This window comes from Streptomyces bambusae, assembly GCF_020532645.1.
In the GTDB taxonomy this organism is placed as follows: domain Bacteria; phylum Actinomycetota; class Actinomycetes; order Streptomycetales; family Streptomycetaceae; genus Streptomyces; species Streptomyces bambusae.
On record NZ_JAJAUZ010000081.1, the window covers coordinates 16,106 to 31,848 of the forward strand.

16 protein-coding genes are annotated in these 15,743 nt (G+C 75.0%); 7 read left to right on the top strand and 9 right to left on the bottom strand.

Translation table 11 applies throughout. The features are described from left to right. The first annotated feature begins 6 nt into the window (after positions 1–6). Positions 7–1,230 (top strand): acyl-CoA dehydrogenase family protein, encoded by a 1,224-nt coding sequence (locus tag LG634_RS33630; protein WP_226739639.1) that lies wholly within the window; start codon positions 7–9, stop codon positions 1,228–1,230. A gap of 16 nt (positions 1,231–1,246) precedes the next feature. Here LG634_RS33630 and LG634_RS33635 read toward each other — a convergent pair whose 3' ends face one another. The 3 genes from LG634_RS33635 to LG634_RS33645 are packed head-to-tail and all read right to left on the bottom strand — an operon-like array spanning position 1,247 to position 4,493. Beyond that, complete coding sequence (locus tag LG634_RS33635) at positions 1,247–1,861, bottom strand: TetR/AcrR family transcriptional regulator (RefSeq protein ID WP_226739641.1); 615 nt, start codon at positions 1,859–1,861, stop codon at positions 1,247–1,249. Continuing rightward, positions 1,858–3,723: a class I adenylate-forming enzyme family protein gene (locus tag LG634_RS33640; protein ID WP_226739643.1), complete on the bottom strand. Its 1,866-nt coding sequence runs from the start codon at positions 3,721–3,723 to the stop codon at positions 1,858–1,860. The genes LG634_RS33635 and LG634_RS33640 overlap by 4 nt, the downstream gene beginning before the upstream one ends. Next, the gene (locus LG634_RS33645) at positions 3,720–4,493 is read right to left on the bottom strand and encodes an SDR family oxidoreductase (RefSeq protein WP_226739645.1); all 774 of its coding nucleotides are present in this window, start codon (positions 4,491–4,493) and stop codon (positions 3,720–3,722) included. The genes LG634_RS33640 and LG634_RS33645 overlap by 4 nt, the downstream gene beginning before the upstream one ends. Before the next feature lie 146 nt (positions 4,494–4,639). On the opposite strand from LG634_RS33645, the gene LG634_RS33650 reads away from it, so the two are divergent. From LG634_RS33650 to LG634_RS33660, 3 genes are all read left to right on the top strand, one after another. Then, a complete protein-coding gene (locus LG634_RS33650) occupies positions 4,640–5,899 on the top strand; it encodes an exo-beta-N-acetylmuramidase NamZ family protein (protein WP_226739647.1) in 1,260 nt (419 codons plus the stop codon). A 121-nt stretch (positions 5,900–6,020) separates the two neighbouring features. Next, positions 6,021–7,361 (top strand): serine-threonine protein kinase, encoded by a 1,341-nt coding sequence (locus LG634_RS33655; RefSeq protein WP_226739649.1) that lies wholly within the window; start codon positions 6,021–6,023, stop codon positions 7,359–7,361. An 89-nt stretch (positions 7,362–7,450) separates the two neighbouring features. Further along, positions 7,451–8,047 (top strand): hypothetical protein, encoded by a 597-nt coding sequence (locus LG634_RS33660; RefSeq protein WP_226739651.1) that lies wholly within the window; start codon positions 7,451–7,453, stop codon positions 8,045–8,047. A gap of 29 nt (positions 8,048–8,076) precedes the next feature. On the opposite strand, the gene soxR is transcribed toward LG634_RS33660, so the two are convergent. Beyond that, entirely contained in the window at positions 8,077–8,523 is a 447-nt protein-coding gene (gene soxR, locus LG634_RS33665) for a redox-sensitive transcriptional activator SoxR (RefSeq protein ID WP_226739653.1), read from the bottom strand. Between the two features lie 146 nt (positions 8,524–8,669). Here soxR and LG634_RS33670 point away from each other — a divergent pair, with 146 nt between their 5' ends. Next, entirely contained in the window at positions 8,670–9,131 is a 462-nt protein-coding gene (locus LG634_RS33670; RefSeq protein ID WP_226739655.1) for a MaoC family dehydratase, read from the top strand. Here LG634_RS33670 and LG634_RS33675 read toward each other — a convergent pair. The 3 genes from LG634_RS33675 to LG634_RS33685 form a co-directional block, all read right to left on the bottom strand. Then, positions 9,122–9,784 (bottom strand): TetR/AcrR family transcriptional regulator, encoded by a 663-nt coding sequence (locus tag LG634_RS33675; protein WP_226739657.1) that lies wholly within the window; start codon positions 9,782–9,784, stop codon positions 9,122–9,124. The two genes, LG634_RS33670 and LG634_RS33675, sit on opposite strands and share 10 nt — an antisense overlap. A 58-nt stretch (positions 9,785–9,842) precedes the next feature. Then, a complete protein-coding gene (locus LG634_RS33680; RefSeq protein ID WP_226739659.1) occupies positions 9,843–10,166 on the bottom strand; it encodes a YiaA/YiaB family inner membrane protein in 324 nt (107 codons plus the stop codon). Positions 10,167–10,236: 70 nt separating this feature from the next. After that, on the bottom strand, positions 10,237–11,388 hold the full coding sequence (locus LG634_RS33685; protein ID WP_226739661.1) for an acyl-CoA dehydrogenase family protein: 1,152 nt from the start codon (positions 11,386–11,388) through the stop codon (positions 10,237–10,239). A gap of 100 nt (positions 11,389–11,488) precedes the next feature. Here LG634_RS33685 and LG634_RS33690 point away from each other — a divergent pair, with 100 nt between their 5' ends. Both LG634_RS33690 and LG634_RS33695 read left to right on the top strand, forming a co-directional pair. Beyond that, positions 11,489–12,133, top strand: a complete 645-nt coding sequence (locus LG634_RS33690) for a TetR/AcrR family transcriptional regulator (protein ID WP_226739663.1) — start codon at positions 11,489–11,491, stop codon at positions 12,131–12,133. 33 nt (positions 12,134–12,166) lie between these two features. After that, positions 12,167–12,793, top strand: a complete 627-nt coding sequence (locus LG634_RS33695) for a hypothetical protein (protein ID WP_226739665.1) — start codon at positions 12,167–12,169, stop codon at positions 12,791–12,793. Positions 12,794–12,968: 175 nt separating this feature from the next. Here the strand turns inward: LG634_RS33695 and LG634_RS33700 are convergent, their stop codons facing one another. Together LG634_RS33700 and LG634_RS33705 are read right to left on the bottom strand one after the other, a co-directional pair. After that, positions 12,969–14,048 (bottom strand): Zn-dependent alcohol dehydrogenase, encoded by a 1,080-nt coding sequence (locus tag LG634_RS33700; RefSeq protein ID WP_226739667.1) that lies wholly within the window; start codon positions 14,046–14,048, stop codon positions 12,969–12,971. 86 nt (positions 14,049–14,134) lie between these two features. Beyond that, the gene (locus LG634_RS33705; protein ID WP_226739669.1) at positions 14,135–15,547 is read right to left on the bottom strand and encodes an aldehyde dehydrogenase family protein; all 1,413 of its coding nucleotides are present in this window, start codon (positions 15,545–15,547) and stop codon (positions 14,135–14,137) included. Positions 15,548–15,743: the final 196 nt, after the last annotated feature.

Consider the following 15,743-nt stretch of genomic DNA (forward strand, 5'->3'; position numbering starts at 1 on the left):
AGCACCGTGGACTTCGCATTCGACGCCCGGACCGAGGAGCTGCGGGAGCGGCTGCTCGCCTTCATGGACGCGCACGTGTATCCCGCCGAGGCGGTCGCGGCCGGGCAGCGGGCGCACCTCGCCTCGCCGTGGGACCTGCCGCCGGTGGTGGCGGAGCTGAAGGCGGAGGCGCGCCGGCAGGGCCTGTGGAACCTCTTCCTGCCGGACCCGGTGCACGGCGCCGGGCTGACGAACCTGCAGTACGCGCCGCTGGCGGAGATCACCGGCCGCAGCCCGCAGCTCGCGCCGACCGCGCTGAACTGCGCGGCCCCGGACACCGGGAACATGGAGCTGCTGGCCGGGTTCGGCAGCCCGGAGCAGCAGAAGCAGTGGCTGGAGCCGCTGCTGGCCGGGGAGATCCGGTCGGCGTTCGCGATGACGGAGCCCGAGGTGGCCTCGTCGGACGCGACGAACATCGAGACCCGCATCGAGCGTTCCGCGGACGGCGGCTCGTACGTGGTGACGGGCCGCAAGTGGTACATCTCCGGGGCGATGAACCCGGACTGCCGGGTCTTCATCGTGATGGGCAAGACCGATCCGCAGGGCGCCGACCCGCGGCGGCAGCAGTCGATGGTGCTGGTGCCGCGGGACGCGCCCGGGGTCGAGGTGCGGCGGGCGATGACCGTGTACGGGTACGAGGACCACTACCACGGCGGACATGCCGAGGTGGTCTTCGACGGGGTGCGGGTGCCCGCGTCGAACCTGGTCGGCGAGGAGGGCGGCGGTTTCGCCATCGCGCAGGCCCGGCTGGGACCGGGGCGGATCCACCACTGCATGCGGCTGATCGGCATGGCGGAGCGGGCGATCGAGCTGATGTGCCGGCGGGCGGTGGCGCGTACCGCGTTCGGGAAGCCGCTGGCCGCGCAGGGCGTCGTGCAGAACTGGATCGCGGACGCCCGGGTGACGGTGGAGCAGCTGCGGCTGCTGGTGCTGAAGACGGCCTGGCTGATGGACACCGTCGGCAACCGCGGGGCGCACACCGAGATCCAGGCGATCAAGATCGCGACCCCGCGGGCCGTGGTGGAGATCCTCGACCGGGCCGTGCAGCTGTACGGCGCGGGCGGGGTGAGCCAGGACTTCCCGCTCGCCGAGCTGTGGGCGGCGGCGCGCACGCTGCGGCTGGCGGACGGCCCGGACGAGGTGCACCAGCGGTCGCTGGCGCGGCGGGAGCTGAAGGGGTACGCGGGGTAGCCGTGGCCTGGGCGGGCTACGGGCGCAGGGCGCGCAGCAGGAGGTCGGCCATGTGGTCGGCGACCTGCTGCGGGCTCAGTTCGCCGTCCGCCCGGTACCAGGTGGACAGGTGGTGGACGGAGCCGAAGTGGTAGTCGACCACCAGGTCGGCGGGGGTGGCGGTGGCGAACACGCCGGAGCGCTGGCCCTCTTCGACCAGGGCGCGGAAGCGTTCGTGGTAGCGCCGGCGCTCGGCCCGGACCTGCTTGTTCTTCTCGGGGCTGAGCTGGTGCATGGACCGGAAGAAGATCATCGCGTCGTCGAGGTTCTCGATGGTCGTCACGACGACGTCGGCGGCCGCGGCCCGCAGCCGCTCCTCGACGGGCCCGCCGGATCCGGCGATGGCGTCGAGCCGCTCCTGCTGGAGGCGCAGCATCCGGGCGTACACCTCGTGCAGGAGGTCGTCCTTGGAGCCGAAGTAGTGGTAGAGCGCGCCCTTGGTCACACCGGCCGCCTCGACGATCTCCTGTACGGAGGTGCGGTCGTAGCCGCGCTCGGCGAAGAGACGGGTGGCGACGGCCATCAGGCGCTGCGGGACCGGGGTGTCCGCGGGGTCCGCCGGGTGCGGGGCCGGGCTCTCGTTCGGGGTCATGGCTGGTCCGCCGCCTTTCCGGGGTGCTGGGGGCCGGGTGCGGCCGCTGCGGTGCGGGCGGCGGCCGGGGGCCGGTCGCGCAGTTCCCGCCGCAGGATCTTCCCACTCGTGGTCTTGGGCAGCGCGGGCAGGACCTCGACCTCGCGCGGGTACTTGTACGCGGCGAGCCGGGCCGCGCAGTACGCGGTGAGCTCGGCGGGGTCGGCCGCGGCGCCCGGGCGCAGGCTCACGTACGCCTTGACGGTCTCGCCGCGGTACGGGTGCGGGATGCCGACGGCGGCGGCCTCGCGGACGGCGGGGTGGCCGTAGAGGACGTCCTCGACCTCGCGGGGCCAGACCTTGAAGCCGGAGGCGATGATGACGTCCTTCTTGCGGTCGACGACGTACAGCCAGCCGTCGGCGTCCATGAAGCCGATGTCGCCGGTGCGGAGTTCGCCGTCGGGGAAGGCGGCCTCGGTGGTCTCGGGGCGGCGCCAGTAGCCGGGGACCACCTGGGGGCCGCGGACGGCGATCTCGCCGGGTTCGCCGAGCGGGACCTCGGCGCCCTGCGCGTCGACGATGCGGACCAGGGTGTCGGGGCCGGGCACGCCGACGGAGAGGGTGCCTGAGGCGGGGTCGACCGGGGCTTCGTGGTGCAGCGGTACGGAGGCGCAGGTGGCGGTGGTCTCGGTGAGGCCGTACCCGTTGCGCAGGCTGATCCCGAAGTCGGTGCGGAGCCGGGTGACGAGCGCGGGCGGCAGCGGTGCGCCGCCGGAGGTGACGACCCGGAACGAGGCGAAGTGGCCGCGGGTGGCGTCGGGGTGCGCGGTCAGTGCCATGAAGGCGGTCGCGGGCCCGATGGCGTACGCGGGCCGGTGCTCTCGGAACGCGTCGAGGACGACGGCGGCGTCGAAGCGGTGCGCGAGGACGAGGGTGCCGGCGTTGACGAAGCAGGCGGCCAGCTCGCAGACCATGCCGGTGATGTGGAAGAGCGGGGCGAGGGCGAAGTAGCCGGACCCGTCGGGCAGCCCGTGGGTGATGCGCTGCCGCTCGGCGTTGTACGTGAGCGCGCCGTGCGTGTTCATGGCGCCCTTGGGCGGGCCGCTGGTGCCGGAGGTGTAGCTGAGGAGGGCGGTGTCGGTGGGGCGGGGGTCGTGGACGGGTGGGGCGGGGTGGGACCTGCGGGCGGTGCGCAGGAGGTCGTGGGGGGCGGGTCCGGCGGCGGGGGCTGCCGGATTTCCCGGCTCGTGCCGCTCTGCCCGCGCGTCCCGCGCCCCTTGCTCTTCCCGCGCCTCTCGCGCCTCTCGCTCTTCGCGTACGGGCGGGAAGACGCGCGGGTCGTTGCGGGTCTGGAGGTCGCGGGTGGTGGTGGTGAGGACGGCGCGCAGCGGCGGGGCGGTGGCGGTGGTGTCGCGGAGGAAGGCCGTCCAGTCGTCGGCGGTGCAGACGAGGGCGGCCGGTTCGGCGTCGTGGAGGACGTGGGAGACCTCGGCGGCCCGGTACATCGGGTTGAGCGGGACGGCGATCGCGCCCGCCTTCCAGACGGCGAGGAGGGTGAGCACGAAGTGCGGGGTGTTCTGCAGCATGACGGCCACCCGGTCGCCGGGCCGCACCCCGCGGGCGGCGAGGTACCCGGCGACCGAGTCGGACAGGGCGTCGGCCTCGGCGTAGGCGGTCCGCCCGTCGAAGTACGCGAGCGCCGTCCGCCCGGGCACCCGCCGCGCGGCGTCCCGGAAGGCCCGCAGCACGCTCGGCGGCGGCGCGACGGGCTCCCGCTGCGCCGCGCTGAGCCGGGCCAGCCAGGGGCGGGCGGCGTACGGGGACGCGGCGGGTGCCGGGGTGGCCTCGGGGGCCGTCGCCGGGGTGGCCTCGGGGGGTGTCATCCGTTCTCCCACTTCTGTTGCAGGTGGTTCATACTGCCCAGCCAGCGGTCGGGGTCCGTTGCCCGGGTCGCGTAGTAGGCGGCCGCCTCGGGGTGCGGGAGGATCAGGAAGGTGCCCTCGGCCATGCCGTCGAAGAGGGCGTCGGCGACCGCTTCGGGGGTGATGGCGGTGGGGGCGAGGACCAGTTCGCCGGCGGTGCCGGCGGCCGTGAGCATGTCGGTGCGCACGCCCTGCGGGCAGATGGCGTGGACGTCGACGCCGCGGTGCCGGTAGGTCAGCGAGAGCCATTCGGCGAAGGCGAGCGCGCCGTGCTTGGTGACGCTGTAGGGGGCCGCGCCGATCATGGTGAGCAGGCCGGCGGCCGAGACGGTGCTGACGAAGCGGCCGCGGCCGCGCTCCAGCCAGTGCGGCAGCAGGGCTCGGGCAGCCCGTACGTGGGCCATGACGTTGGTGTCCCAGGCCGCCTCCCACACCTCCTCGGCCGCGAAGGCGTCGCCCGGCGAACCGAGGCCGGCGTTGGCGCAGTAGACGTCCACGGTGCCGCCGAGGGCTTCGCGGGCGGGTTCCGCGATGCCGGAGGCGTCGCCGGGCAGGGCGAGGGCGTCCCCGCCGATCCCGGCGGCCACCGCGGCGGCCTTCGCCGGGTCGAGGTCGTTGACGACGACCCGCGCGCCTTCGGCGGCGAACCGGCGGGCCAGCGCGGCCCCGATGCCGCCGCCCGCTCCGGTCACGACCACGCCCTGTCCCGCGTACGCGCCTGTGGCTGCCATGGGTACCGCCTCTCCGCCGGGGTCCGGCCGACTGCCGGACCGGCAGCAGACTAACCAGTCGGTATGTACGCCCGGAAGAGGTGGAACCGGCCGCTCCCGGCCGTGCGGCCCGGCCCGGCCGGGCGCCCCCGCCTACGGTGTGCGCCATGACGACGCTGTCGCGACGCGCACTGCTGGCACTGACCGGAGCGGCGGGCCTGCCCGCGGCGGGGCGGGCGGCAGCGGCGGGCGCCCCGCCTGCCGCGCCGGCGCGGACCGGTCCGGTGCGGACCGGCTTCACCCGGCTCGCCGCCACCGGCTACGCGGCGCTGGCCGGGCGCCGGGTGGGCGTCGTCACCAACCCGACGGGGGTGACCGCGGACGGCCGGCACGTGGTGGACGTGATGCACGCGGACCCGCGGGTGGACCTGGTGGCGGTGTTCGGTCCGGAGCACGGCTTCCGCGGCACCGCGCAGGCGGGCGGTTCGGAGGGGGCGGCGCGCGACCCGGCGACCGGGCTGCCGGTGTACGACGTGTACGGGCTGAGCGGGCGCCCGCTGGCCGACGCGTTCACGGCCGCCGGGATCGACACGGTCGTCTTCGACATCCAGGACGTCGGCGCGCGCTTCTACACGTACATCTGGACGCTGTACGACTGCATGGCGGCGGCCGCGTCCGCCGGGCTGCGGGTGGTGGTGCTGGACCGGCCCAATCCGCTGGGCGGCCGGCGGGCCGAGGGGCCGGTGCTGGACCCGGCGTACGCGACGTTCGTCGGGCGGGCGCCGATCGCCCTGGTGCACGGGATGACGGCGGGCGAGCTGGCGGGGCTGTTCCGGGGCGAATTCCTGTCCGGTGGACCGGAGTTGGACGTCGTGGGGATGTCCGGGTGGCGGCGGGACCTGTTCTTCGGGGACACCGGGCTGCCGTGGGTGCAGCCGAGCCCCAACATGCCGACGCCCGACACGGCGCTCGCGTACCCGGGCAGCTGCCTGTTCGAGGGCACGAACCTGTCCGAGGGGCGGGGCACCACCCGGCCCTTCGAGCTCCTCGGCGCAGAGGGCGTGGACCGGCGCTGGGCGGAGGCGGCGGACGCGCTCGGGCTGCCGGGGGTGTGGGTGCGCGAGGCCCATTTCACGCCGGTCTTCTCGAAGTTCAAGGACCGGACGGTGGGCGGGGTCCGCCTGCTGGTGCACGACCGGGCGGCCTTCGACCCGGTCCTCACCGGCGTCTCCCTGCTCGTCACGGCCCGCCGCACCTGGCCGGGCTTCGCCTGGCGGGCGGACCGCTGGATCGACAAGCTCACGGGCTCGGGCCGGGTGCGGACCCTGATCGACGCGGGGGCCGGGCCGGCGGAGGTGGCGGCCGACTGGCAGCCGGGGCTGGAGCGGTTCCGGGAGGTGCGGGAGCGGTACCTGCTGTATCCGTGAGGGCGCGGGGAGGGGCGGGTACGGGGCGGGCGGGTGTTCCCGTGTCAGATGTCTGGCCGGGGGGCGGTGGCGGCGGGATGCTGGAGGTCCGGTGCACTGACTCGGCACGGAGGGGGACGTCATGTCGGGTGTGGGCGTGGGGCCGTACGCGGAACTGACCTTCGACGCCGACGGGGATCCCGACGCGGCGCAGCGCGCGGCGCTGCTGCGGCTGGACGCCACCGACCTGGTCCTCTTCTCGCACGGATGGAACAGCGACCGTTCGGTGGCGACCCGGCTCTACGACCGCTTCTTCGCGCCGTTCCCGGAGCTGACCGGGCCGGGGGTTCGGCTGGGGTACGCAGGGGTGCTGTGGCCTTCGATGCGGTTCTCGGACGAGCCGATCCCGGACTTCGATCCGCCGCGCGCCGCGCCCGAACGGCCGGCGCCGGCCCGGCCGTTCGGGTCAGCGGTGCGGGACGCGGCGGCCGCGGCCACGGCGCTGGACGCCCCGACCCGGGCGGCCTTGGACGCCTTCTGGCCGGGGCGGGCGGCCGAGCTCGGCCGGGTGGCCGAACTCCTCGCCACGCAGCCCGAGTCGGCGGCGGCCTTCGCCGAGTTCGGCGCGCTGGTGAGGGCCCTGGCAGGGATGCCCGACTCCCCCGCTGCCGCGGCGGCCGCACCGGCCGGCGGTCCCGGCGACGCTCTGCCGGCCCTCTTCGGCGCCGACACGCTCGGCGTGTGCGCGGACCTCACCCAGGCCCTGGCCGAGAGCGGCGCGTCGCTGGGCGGGGCGGCGTCCGCCTCGCTGACCGGCGGGCTGCGTACGCTGTGGAACGGCGGGAAGGAGCTGCTGCGGCAGGCCACCTACTACACGATGAAGAAGCGCGCCGGGCACATCGGCGAGCACGGCCTCGGCCCGGTGCTGGGTCAGCTCGCCCGGTCCCGCCCGGGGCTGCGCGTCCACCTGGTGGGGCACAGCTTCGGCGCCCGGCTGGTGTCCTGCGCCCTGCGCGGCCTGCCGCCGGACGTCCGCACCGTCAAGTCCCTGACGCTCCTCCAAGGAGCCTTCTCCCACTACGCGTTCAGCGAGTCGCTGCCGCACGACCGACGGCGCTCCGGCCATCTCGGCGGGCTTCAGACCCGGGTGGACGGCCCGGTGGTGTCCTGCCATTCGCGGCACGACTCGGCGCTCGGCGTGTTCTACCCGCTGGCCTCGCGGCTGGCCCGGGACTCGGCCGGTTTCGGCGCGTCGGACGCCCGCTGGGGTGCGGTGGGCCACGACGGGATCCACGCGGTGCCGGGCACGGTACGGCTGACCCTGGACGCGGCCCTGCGCGAGGGCCTGCCCCGTACGGGCTGTGCGAGCGTGGACGCGGCCGAGGTGGTGCGGCGCGGAGGGGCGCCCTCGGGGGCGCACAGCGACATCTGCCACGAGGCGCTTGCGCGGGTGGTGGTCACCGCGGGACGCTTCGGCCGCTGAGATCCCGCCAATGCCTCCGGGGCGCCCCGTCGTGCCCGCATGCTCCCGTACCGTCCCGGGCATGTTCGTGCCCGGGAGGTGGCGGTGCGATGGCAGGATTCCGGAGTCTGGCCGGCCAGGTGCGCGACGCCCGCAACGACCGGGCCCTGCGGCGGCATTCGCTGCGCCGCTGCCTGGAGCGCTTCGCCCCGTACGGGCACCGGGCGACCTGGTGGCACCTGTGCGACCGGCACGGCATCGGGCCCGAGGACCGGGCGGCCGACCCGTTGCGGCTGGTGGCCGCGCTGGAGGAACTGGAGGAGGCCCGCGGGGTCTGGCTCGCGTACGAGCGGCAGTTCGCGGAACGCCGCCGCCGGGAGAAGCACTGCGGCCGCCGGCACCCGGACTGGGCCTGGCACGGCGAGCCCGCGGTGGTGCGCTGCGCCGACCCCGGCGTCCGCCCCGACGGTCCGCTGCCGGACGTCCTGCGCCGGCTGGTGCGCGCCCTGGAAGCGGAGGCACCCGGCACCGGCTGCCCGGTCTGCGGCGGGCCCGACCTCACCTGGCTCCAGCCCGCCACCGCACCGTGCCCCGGCCCGGTCTGCCACACCTGCGGAATCCTGGTGCCGCCCCGGGCCCTGTCGCCGACGGGCCCGTGTTCCAGCTCCGCCCGGGGGCCCCTCCCGGCGGTGGCCGGGGGAGTTTGAGGCGCGGGGTCCCGGGCGGAGCCCCGGCGTCAGTTCAGGCGGGACCCGGTCAGGTCGCGGCCGACGGTGTCATCCGGATTGGACAGCACGCAGTTCTTCAGGGACAGGCACCCGCACCCGATGCAGTCCGCGAGGTGGTCGCGCAGCCGGACGAGCCGCGCGATCCGCCCGTCGAGCTCCGCCTGCCAGTCCTCGGACAGCACCGCCCAGTCCTCCCGGTTCGGCGTCCGCCCCTCCGGCAGCTTGGCCAGCGCCTCACCGATCGTGGCCAGCGGGATCCCCACCCGCTGAGCGGCCCGGATGAACGCGACCCGGCGCAGGGTGTCTCTGCTGTAGCGGCGCTGGTTCCCGGAGGTACGGCGGCTGCTGATCAGGCCCTTGGACTCGTAGAAGTGCAGGGCGGACACAGCGGCACCGCTGCGGGCTGCGACCTGCCCGACGGTGAGTTCGTGGATCTTCTCTGGGATCTGCGGCACCCGGCCGAGCCTAGCCGCAGCCCCGGTGGCCCCCGCGCCGAGGTCCGCCGGGGGCCGGAAGCGGAGACCGGAAGATCCGTTGACAGCCGGCGAGACCGCCCACCATGCTGAGCAAGCGCTTATTCCGACTCTGGGAGGCAACGGGCATGGCCGAGCCGAGGATCTTCACGTCCGCCGAGGAACTCCGCGCCGCCGTCGGCGAGCCGCTCGGCCCCAGCGGCTGGCTGGAGGTGGACCAGAAGCGGATCGACCTGTTCGCGGACGCCACCGGCGACCACCAGTGGATCCACGTGGACCCGGAGCGCGCCGCGACCGGCCCGTTCGGCTCGACGATCGCGCACGGCTACCTCACGCTGTCGCTGCTGCCGGCCCTGGTGCCGCAGACCATGCGCGTCGAGGGCATGAGGATGGGCCTCAACTACGGCACGAACAAGGTCCGCTTCCCCGCCCCGGTCCCCGTCGGCTCGCGGCTGCGCGCGACCACCGTGATCACGGAGGTCGCGGACGCGGGCGGCGGCGTGCAGGTCACGGCGACCGTGACGGTCGAGCGGGACGGCGGGGAGAAGCCGGTGTGCGTGGCGGAGTCGGTGTCCCGCTACTACTTCTGAGCCGCCGGCGGGGCGCCGTCCGGGCCCGGGCGGTCCGGGCGCGCACCGACCATGCGCAGGACGAGGTCGGCGTACAGGCCGCCGACCTCGTCGGGGGTGCGCCGGCCGGCCGTGCTGAACCAGCGGGCCACGTCGATGCACAGCGAGAGCACGGCGAGGGTGGTGCCGGGCAGGTCGGGTACGTCGAACTCGCCGGCGCGCACCCCGTCGGCGAGGATCCGCCGCACGGCCGCGTCGCTCTGGCGGCGCAGTGCCACGATTTCGGAGCGGTGCTCCGGTCCGAGAGCATCGAGCTCGTACTGGACCACCCGTGCGGTGGTGTGGTGGCCGGCGTGCCACCGCACGAAGGACCGGACGGCCGCGTCGAGGCGTTCGGCCGCGGTGCCGGGGCCGTCCGCTGCGGTCTCCAGGATCTCCAGGGCCTTGTCGTGCCCGATCCGGCTGATCCGGTGGAGCAGCTCTTCCTTCGTCTTGTAGTGGATGTAGAGGGCGGCCGGGCTCATTCCGGCCCGGCCGGCGATGTCCCGCGTGGTGGTCGCGTGGTACCCGCGCTCGGCGAACGCCTCGACGGCGGCGACCAGCAGTCGCCGGGCCGCGTCGGGAGTGACCTCCGACCACGCCTGGTAGCCGTCGGTCTCCGCCGCGCTGTCCATCGCTCCCTCACCCTCTTCGTCCGTGGGGTGAACACCTTACCGGAGGGTGAGCAAGCGCTTAGCCCGTAGGCCGCCCGGCCCCCTGGGTCCCCGGCCCCTTCGGCTGGAACGGGTCGTAGTCCGTCATGATCTTCTCCATCCGCGCCTGGTCCACCCGCTGCACGATCTGCCCGGCCTCCTGCCGGTCCCGGATCACCTTGGCGAGGGTGAACGCCGAGGTCGTGAGGTAGAGGACGGCGATGCCGAGGAAGGCCCGCACCCAGCCGTCGGCCTCCAGGTGGTAGATCCCGAGGGCCACCGCACAGATGGCGATGCCGAAGGAGGCGACGGCCTGGCCGTAGTACGCCCCCGTGTTCTGCTGCCTGACCGGAGTCTCGTTCATGGCTCCAGCATCCGGCGGTGCCGTACGGCGGCCCATCCGCGCAGGTACTCAGACGGCCGCCGCCCGGTACTCAGAAGGCCGAAATCCCGGTCAGGGCGCGGCCGATGACCAGCTTCTGGATCTGGCTGGTGCCCTCGTACAGGGTCATCACCCGGGCGTCGCGCAGGAGCTTGCCCGCCGGGTACTCGTCGATGTAGCCGTAACCGCCGTGCACCTGGAGGGCGTTGCCCGCGCAGCGGACGGCCGCCTCGGAGGCGAAGAGCTTGGCGGTGGACGCCTCGGTGGCGAACGGCCTTCCGCGGTCGACGAGATCGGCGACCCGCCAGGTGAGCATCCGGGCGGCGTCGACGTCCACCGCGATGTCGGCGATCAGCTCCTGCACCAGCTGGTGGTGGGCGATCGTACGGCCGAACTGCTCGCGCCGGGTCGCGTACGACAGCGCCGCGTCCAGGGCCGCCTGCGCCAGCCCGACGCAGCCCGCGGCCACCGACATCCGGCCCTTGGCGAGGGCGGACATGGCGACGGAGAAGCCCTTGCCCTCGGGGCCGAGCAGGGCCGAGGCGGGCACCCGTACGTCGTCCAGGACGAGTTCGGCGGTGGCCTGGCCGCGCAGGCCGAGCTTGCCGTGGATCTCGCGGCGGGTCAGCCCGGGGCTGTCGGCGGGCACCAGGAAGGCGGACACCCCGCGGTGGCCGGGCGCGCCGCCGGTGCGGGCGAAGAGCAGCACCACGTCCGCCCAGGTGCCGTTGGTGATGAACATCTTGCTGCCGGTGATCCGGTACGTGTCGCCCTCGCGCACCGCCCGGGTGGTGAGGTTGCCGGCGTCGGAGCCGGTGCCGGGCTCGGTGAGGCCGAAGCAGCCCAGCGCCTCGCCGGAGCACAGCCGGGGCAGCCAGGTCCGCTTCTGGTCCTCGTCGCCCCAGGCCGCGACGGTCTTCGCGACGAGGCCGAGGGAGACCGAGACGATGCCGCGCACGGCGGAGTCCCCGCGGCCCAGTTCCTCGGTGACCAGGGCGTACGCGAGGTGGTCGCCGCCGCTGCCGCCGTACTCCTCGGGGACCGTCAGGCCGAGGAAGCCGAGTGCGCCGAGCTTCTTCACGATGCCGCGGTCGACGCTCTCGGCGCGGTCCCAGGCGGCGGCGTGCGGGGCGACCTCCCGCTCGACGAAGTCGCGGGCGAGCCGGCGGACCGCGGTCTGCTCCTCGCTGAGCTCCAGGTTCACGGTCACCTCGCGGGTCGGCGCGCCCCGGGGTCCGGCGGTGTGGCCCGACCCGTTAATTAGCGGCGCTAGTTTTTTGTCGGCAGGCCCTACTATGTGGCGCATGGCCCGACCGCGCAAGCCCCTCCTCAGCCGAGACCGCATCGTCGAGGCGGCCGGCGCGCTCGTGGACGCGGAGGGGCTGGAAGCGGTCTCGACCCGGCGGCTGGCCGCCGCACTCGGCGTCAGCGGCCCCTCGCTCTACAACCACTTCCGCACCAAGGACGAGATCCTGGAGGCGGTCGCCGACGCGGTGAGCGCGCGGGTGGACCTGTCGATGCTCGAGCCGGGCGACGGCCGGGACTGGCGGACCGCGCTGCACGACTGGGCGCACTCGTACCGGGCGGCGCTGGCCGACCATCCGCACATCGTGCCGGTGCTGGCCCGCGGGCCGGGGCGCCGGCCGGCCGGACTGCGGCTGGCGGACGCGGTGTTCGGCGCGATGACCCGGGCGGGCTGGCCGCCGGCGCAGGCGACCCGGATCGGCGCCCTGATGCGGTACTTCATCCTGGGCTCGGCCGTGGCCTCGTTCGCGGGCGGTTTCGTGGACGACCGCGGGGCGTACGACCCGGCCGACTACCCGCACCTGGGCCAGGCCCACCTGCTGGCCGACCGGCAGCGGGAGATCGACGAGAGCGCCTTCGAGACGGGCCTGCGGGCCCTCCTCGACGGGCTCTGCGTGCAGTACGAGGCGCTGGGGCCACACTGACTCCCCGGCGCCGGAGACGACTCGAGGGGGAACGTGGACATCGGATCGGTGATCATCGCGGTCGCGGGCGTGGCGGGCACGCTGGGGGGATCGTTCCTCACCCAGCGCGCCGCCGAGCGCGGCAAGCTGCGGGAACTGGCGCTGATACGCGAGCAGGAGGACGCACGGGAGAGCCGGCAGCTGCGGCGTACGTGCTACGCGGAACTCAACCGGGACGCCCGGCAGTTCTCGACGGCGCTCAACGGCCACCTGCACGCCATGCGGGAGCGCGGTGTCGAGGAGGCCGACCGGACCGCGCTGGACGAGGCGAAGGCCGCCCACCGCGACCGCTACTCGGAGGCGATGATGGTCGCGCCTGACGGGGTCCTGGCGGCCGCGGCCGCCGCCAACCGGGCCCTCACCGCCCTGTACGGCCACGTCAAGCGCCTGGAACGCGGCGAACCGGAACCCGGCGAGTCCCCGGAGGCCGCGGCCCGGGCCCGTGAGGAGGTCTGGGCGCTGCTGGCCACGATGCGCACGGCGATGCGGCGCGACCTGGGGGTGGCGGAGGACCCGGAGCCCTCGGACGGGGACGCTCGCGGGCAGCGGCGCGCGCTCGGGTCCGGCGCACCGGACGCGCTCGCCGCCGGCACGGCCCCGCGCGCCCGGCGCGATCCGTAGGGGCGCGGGTTCTAGGGGTGTTGCGAAAGTCCCGCACGGCGCCCGCGGCGCCCGGCACGCCCTCTCGCCGCACCGGCCGAAGCCCCGAGTACGCCCAGTACGAGGACCTTCGCCCGGCACGCCGAGAGCACGCACCGGACACCGCGGGCACCGCACAGGCCCTTCGCAACACCCCCTAGAAGACGACCAGTGAGCGGCCGCCCTTGCCGGCGAGCATGGCGTCGAAGGCGGCCGGGATGCCGTCCAGGGTGATGCGGTCGGTGACCATGGCGCCGAGGTCGAGGCGGCCGGCGCGGATGTGGTCGGCGAGCGCCGGCAGGTCGCGCGCCGGGTCGGAGTTGCCGTAGACGCAGCCGGACAGGGTGCGGGCGAAGTGGAAGATCTCCAGGGCGTGGAAGGAGACCTGCTGCTCCTTGCCGCCGATGCCGACGACGGTGGTGCGGCCGCCTCGCCGGGTGGACTCCCAGGCGGTACGGATGGTCTCGGCGCGGCCCACGCACTCGACGGCGACGTCCGTGCCGCGGCCGCCGGTGAGCGCGCGGACCTCCTTGGCCGTGGTCTCCGAGGCCAGGACGAAGTGGGTGGCGCCGGCGGCCCGGGCGAGTTCCTCCTTGGCCGGGGAGACGTCGACGGCCACGACCGGGCCGGCGCCGGCGAGGCGGGCGGACTGGAGGGCGGCCAGGCCCACCCCGCCGACGCCGAACACCGCCACGGACTCGCCCTCGCGCACCCGGGCGTTGTGGTGCACGGCCCCGTACCCGGTGAGCACGGCGCAGCCGAGCAGTGCGGCTTCGGTGAGCGGGATGCCGGCGGGGGCGGGCAGCACGCAGCCGGCCGCGACGACGGTCTCGTCCGCGAAGGCCGCCACGTTGAGGCCGGGGTGCAGGTCGCGGCCGTCGGCGGTACGGGCGTACACGGCGCCGACACCGGTGAGCGCGTTCGCGCAGAGCCAGACCTCGCCGATGCCGCAGTGGTGGCAGGTGCCGCAGCTGGGCGCCCAGTTGAGCACGACGCCGTCGCCGGGGGCGACGTGCGTGACGCCCGCGCCGACGGAGACCACGATCCCGGCGCCCTCGTGGCCGAGCACGGCGGGGACGGGGACCCGCATGGTTCCGTTGGTGAGCGAGAGGTCGGAGTGGCACACCCCGGCGGCGGCGAGCCGGACCCGGACCTGCCCGGGCCCCGGCTCGGGCAGGTCGATCTCGACGATCTCCAGGGGAGATCCGACGGCGGGCAGAACGGCGGCGCGGACCACGGGGGCTCCTTCTCGGCGGGGACGGCGGGGACGGCGTGCGGGACGCGGAGCGGGGCGCCCGCCGGCCGGCGGGCGCCCGGCCCCCGTCAGAACTGCAGCGACTTCGTCTGGAGGTACTCGGCCAGGCCGTGGGGGCCCAGTTCGCGGCCCACGCCCGACTGCTTGAAGCCGCCGAAGGGGGCGAGCGGGTTGAAGCGGCCGCCGTTGATGTCCACCTGGCCGGTGTCCATCCGCCGGGCGAAGGCGACGGCGGTGGCGTCGTCCGCGGCCCAGACCGCGCCGCCCAGCCCGTAGTCGGTGCCGTTGGCGATGCGCAGGGCGTCGTCTTCGTCCTCGTACGGCAGGATCGCGAGGACCGGACCGAAGATCTCCTCCTGTGCGATCGTCATGCCGGGCGTGACGTCGGCGAAGACGGTGGGGGCGACGTAGTAACCGGTGGGGTGCGGGGCTTCGGTGCCGCCGGCGACCAGCCGCGCGCCTTCCTCGGTGCCCTTGGCGATGTAGCCGCGGACCCGCTCCAGCTGCTTGGCGTTGACGACGGGGCCGATCCGGGTGGCGGGGTCGCGCGGATCGCCGGCCACCGCCTTGCCTGCGGCCGCCGCGGCGAGCGTGACGGCCTCGTCGTACTGGTCGCGGTGGACGAGCATGCGGGTGAGCGCGTTGCAGCTCTGGCCCGAGTTGTTGAGGACGTGACCGACGCCGACGGCGACGGCCTTGGGCAGGTCGGCGCCCGGCAGGATCACGTTGGCGGACTTGCCGCCCAGTTCGAGGGCGACCCGCTTGACGGCACCTCCGGCGAGCGCGCCGATGCGGCGGCCCACGGCGGTGGAGCCGGTGAAGGAGACCAGGTCGACGTCCGGGTGCTCGGCGAGGGCCTGGCCGGCGACCGGGCCGGTGCCGGTCACGAGGTTGAAGACTCCGGCGGGCAGTCCGGCCTCGTGCACGGCCTCGGCGAACAGCTGCGCCGTCAGCGGGGTGTCCTCGGAGGGCTTGAGGACGACGGTGCAGCCGGCCGCGAGGGCGGGCGCCACCTTGGCAACGACCTGGTGCAGCGGGTAGTTCCAGGGCGTGATCGCGGCGACCACGCCGACCGGCTCCAGGTAGACGGTCGAGTTCCCGATCCGCTCCTCGAAGGCGTACGAGGCGGCCAGCTCGGCGTACGACCCCGCGACGGCCACGGGCGCGCCGGCGTGCACGGCTTCGGCGAAGCCGCGGGGCGACCCCAGCTCGTCGATGATCGTCTCGGCGAACTCGGCACGGCGGGCCACGAGCACGTCCCGCAGCGCGGCGATCCCGGCCGCGCGGTCGGCCGGCGCGGTCGCGGCCCAGCCGCGGAAGGCGGTACGGGCGGCCCGGACGGCGGCGTCGACGTCCTCGGCCGTGCCGGCCGGGACCCGGGCGATGACCTGCTCGGTGGCGGGGTTGACCACGGCGATGGTGTCGCCGCCGGCGGCGGGCCGCCACTCCCCGCCGATGTACATCCCGTCGTGGGCCTTCATCGCATCCTCCCGAGCCATGTGTGAACCGCGGACGGCACCGCCGTTCGAACAGCCGACAGCCTACAAACTAGCGTTGATAGTTTTTGGCCACCAGGGGCGGGCCCGGACGCGATCGGGCCGGAAACGACCGGTCGGGGGGCGCCGGCCCGGGGGGGCGGCCCCCCCCCCCCGGGGGGCCCCCCCCCCCCCGGGGGGG

Excerpts from the sequence above, each read along its gene's own strand:
- LG634_RS33690 (WP_226739663.1), top strand. The coding sequence starts at position 11,489 with ATGGCCCGACCGCGCAAGCCCCTCCTCAGCCGAGACCGCATCGTCGAG.
- LG634_RS33650 (WP_226739647.1), top strand. The coding sequence starts at position 4,640 with ATGACGACGCTGTCGCGACGCGCACTGCTGGCACTGACCGGAGCGGCG.
- LG634_RS33680 (WP_226739659.1), bottom strand. The coding sequence starts at position 10,166 with ATGAACGAGACTCCGGTCAGGCAGCAGAACACGGGGGCGTACTACGGC.
- LG634_RS33645 (WP_226739645.1), bottom strand. The coding sequence starts at position 4,493 with ATGGCAGCCACAGGCGCGTACGCGGGACAGGGCGTGGTCGTGACCGGA.
- LG634_RS33635 (WP_226739641.1), bottom strand. The coding sequence starts at position 1,861 with ATGACCCCGAACGAGAGCCCGGCCCCGCACCCGGCGGACCCCGCGGAC.
- LG634_RS33655 (WP_226739649.1), top strand. The coding sequence starts at position 6,021 with ATGTCGGGTGTGGGCGTGGGGCCGTACGCGGAACTGACCTTCGACGCC.
- LG634_RS33640 (WP_226739643.1), bottom strand. The coding sequence starts at position 3,723 with ATGACACCCCCCGAGGCCACCCCGGCGACGGCCCCCGAGGCCACCCCG.
- LG634_RS33660 (WP_226739651.1), top strand. The coding sequence starts at position 7,451 with ATGGCAGGATTCCGGAGTCTGGCCGGCCAGGTGCGCGACGCCCGCAAC.
- LG634_RS33705 (WP_226739669.1), bottom strand. The coding sequence starts at position 15,547 with ATGAAGGCCCACGACGGGATGTACATCGGCGGGGAGTGGCGGCCCGCC.
- LG634_RS33675 (WP_226739657.1), bottom strand. The coding sequence starts at position 9,784 with ATGGACAGCGCGGCGGAGACCGACGGCTACCAGGCGTGGTCGGAGGTC.
- LG634_RS33670 (WP_226739655.1), top strand. The coding sequence starts at position 8,670 with ATGGCCGAGCCGAGGATCTTCACGTCCGCCGAGGAACTCCGCGCCGCC.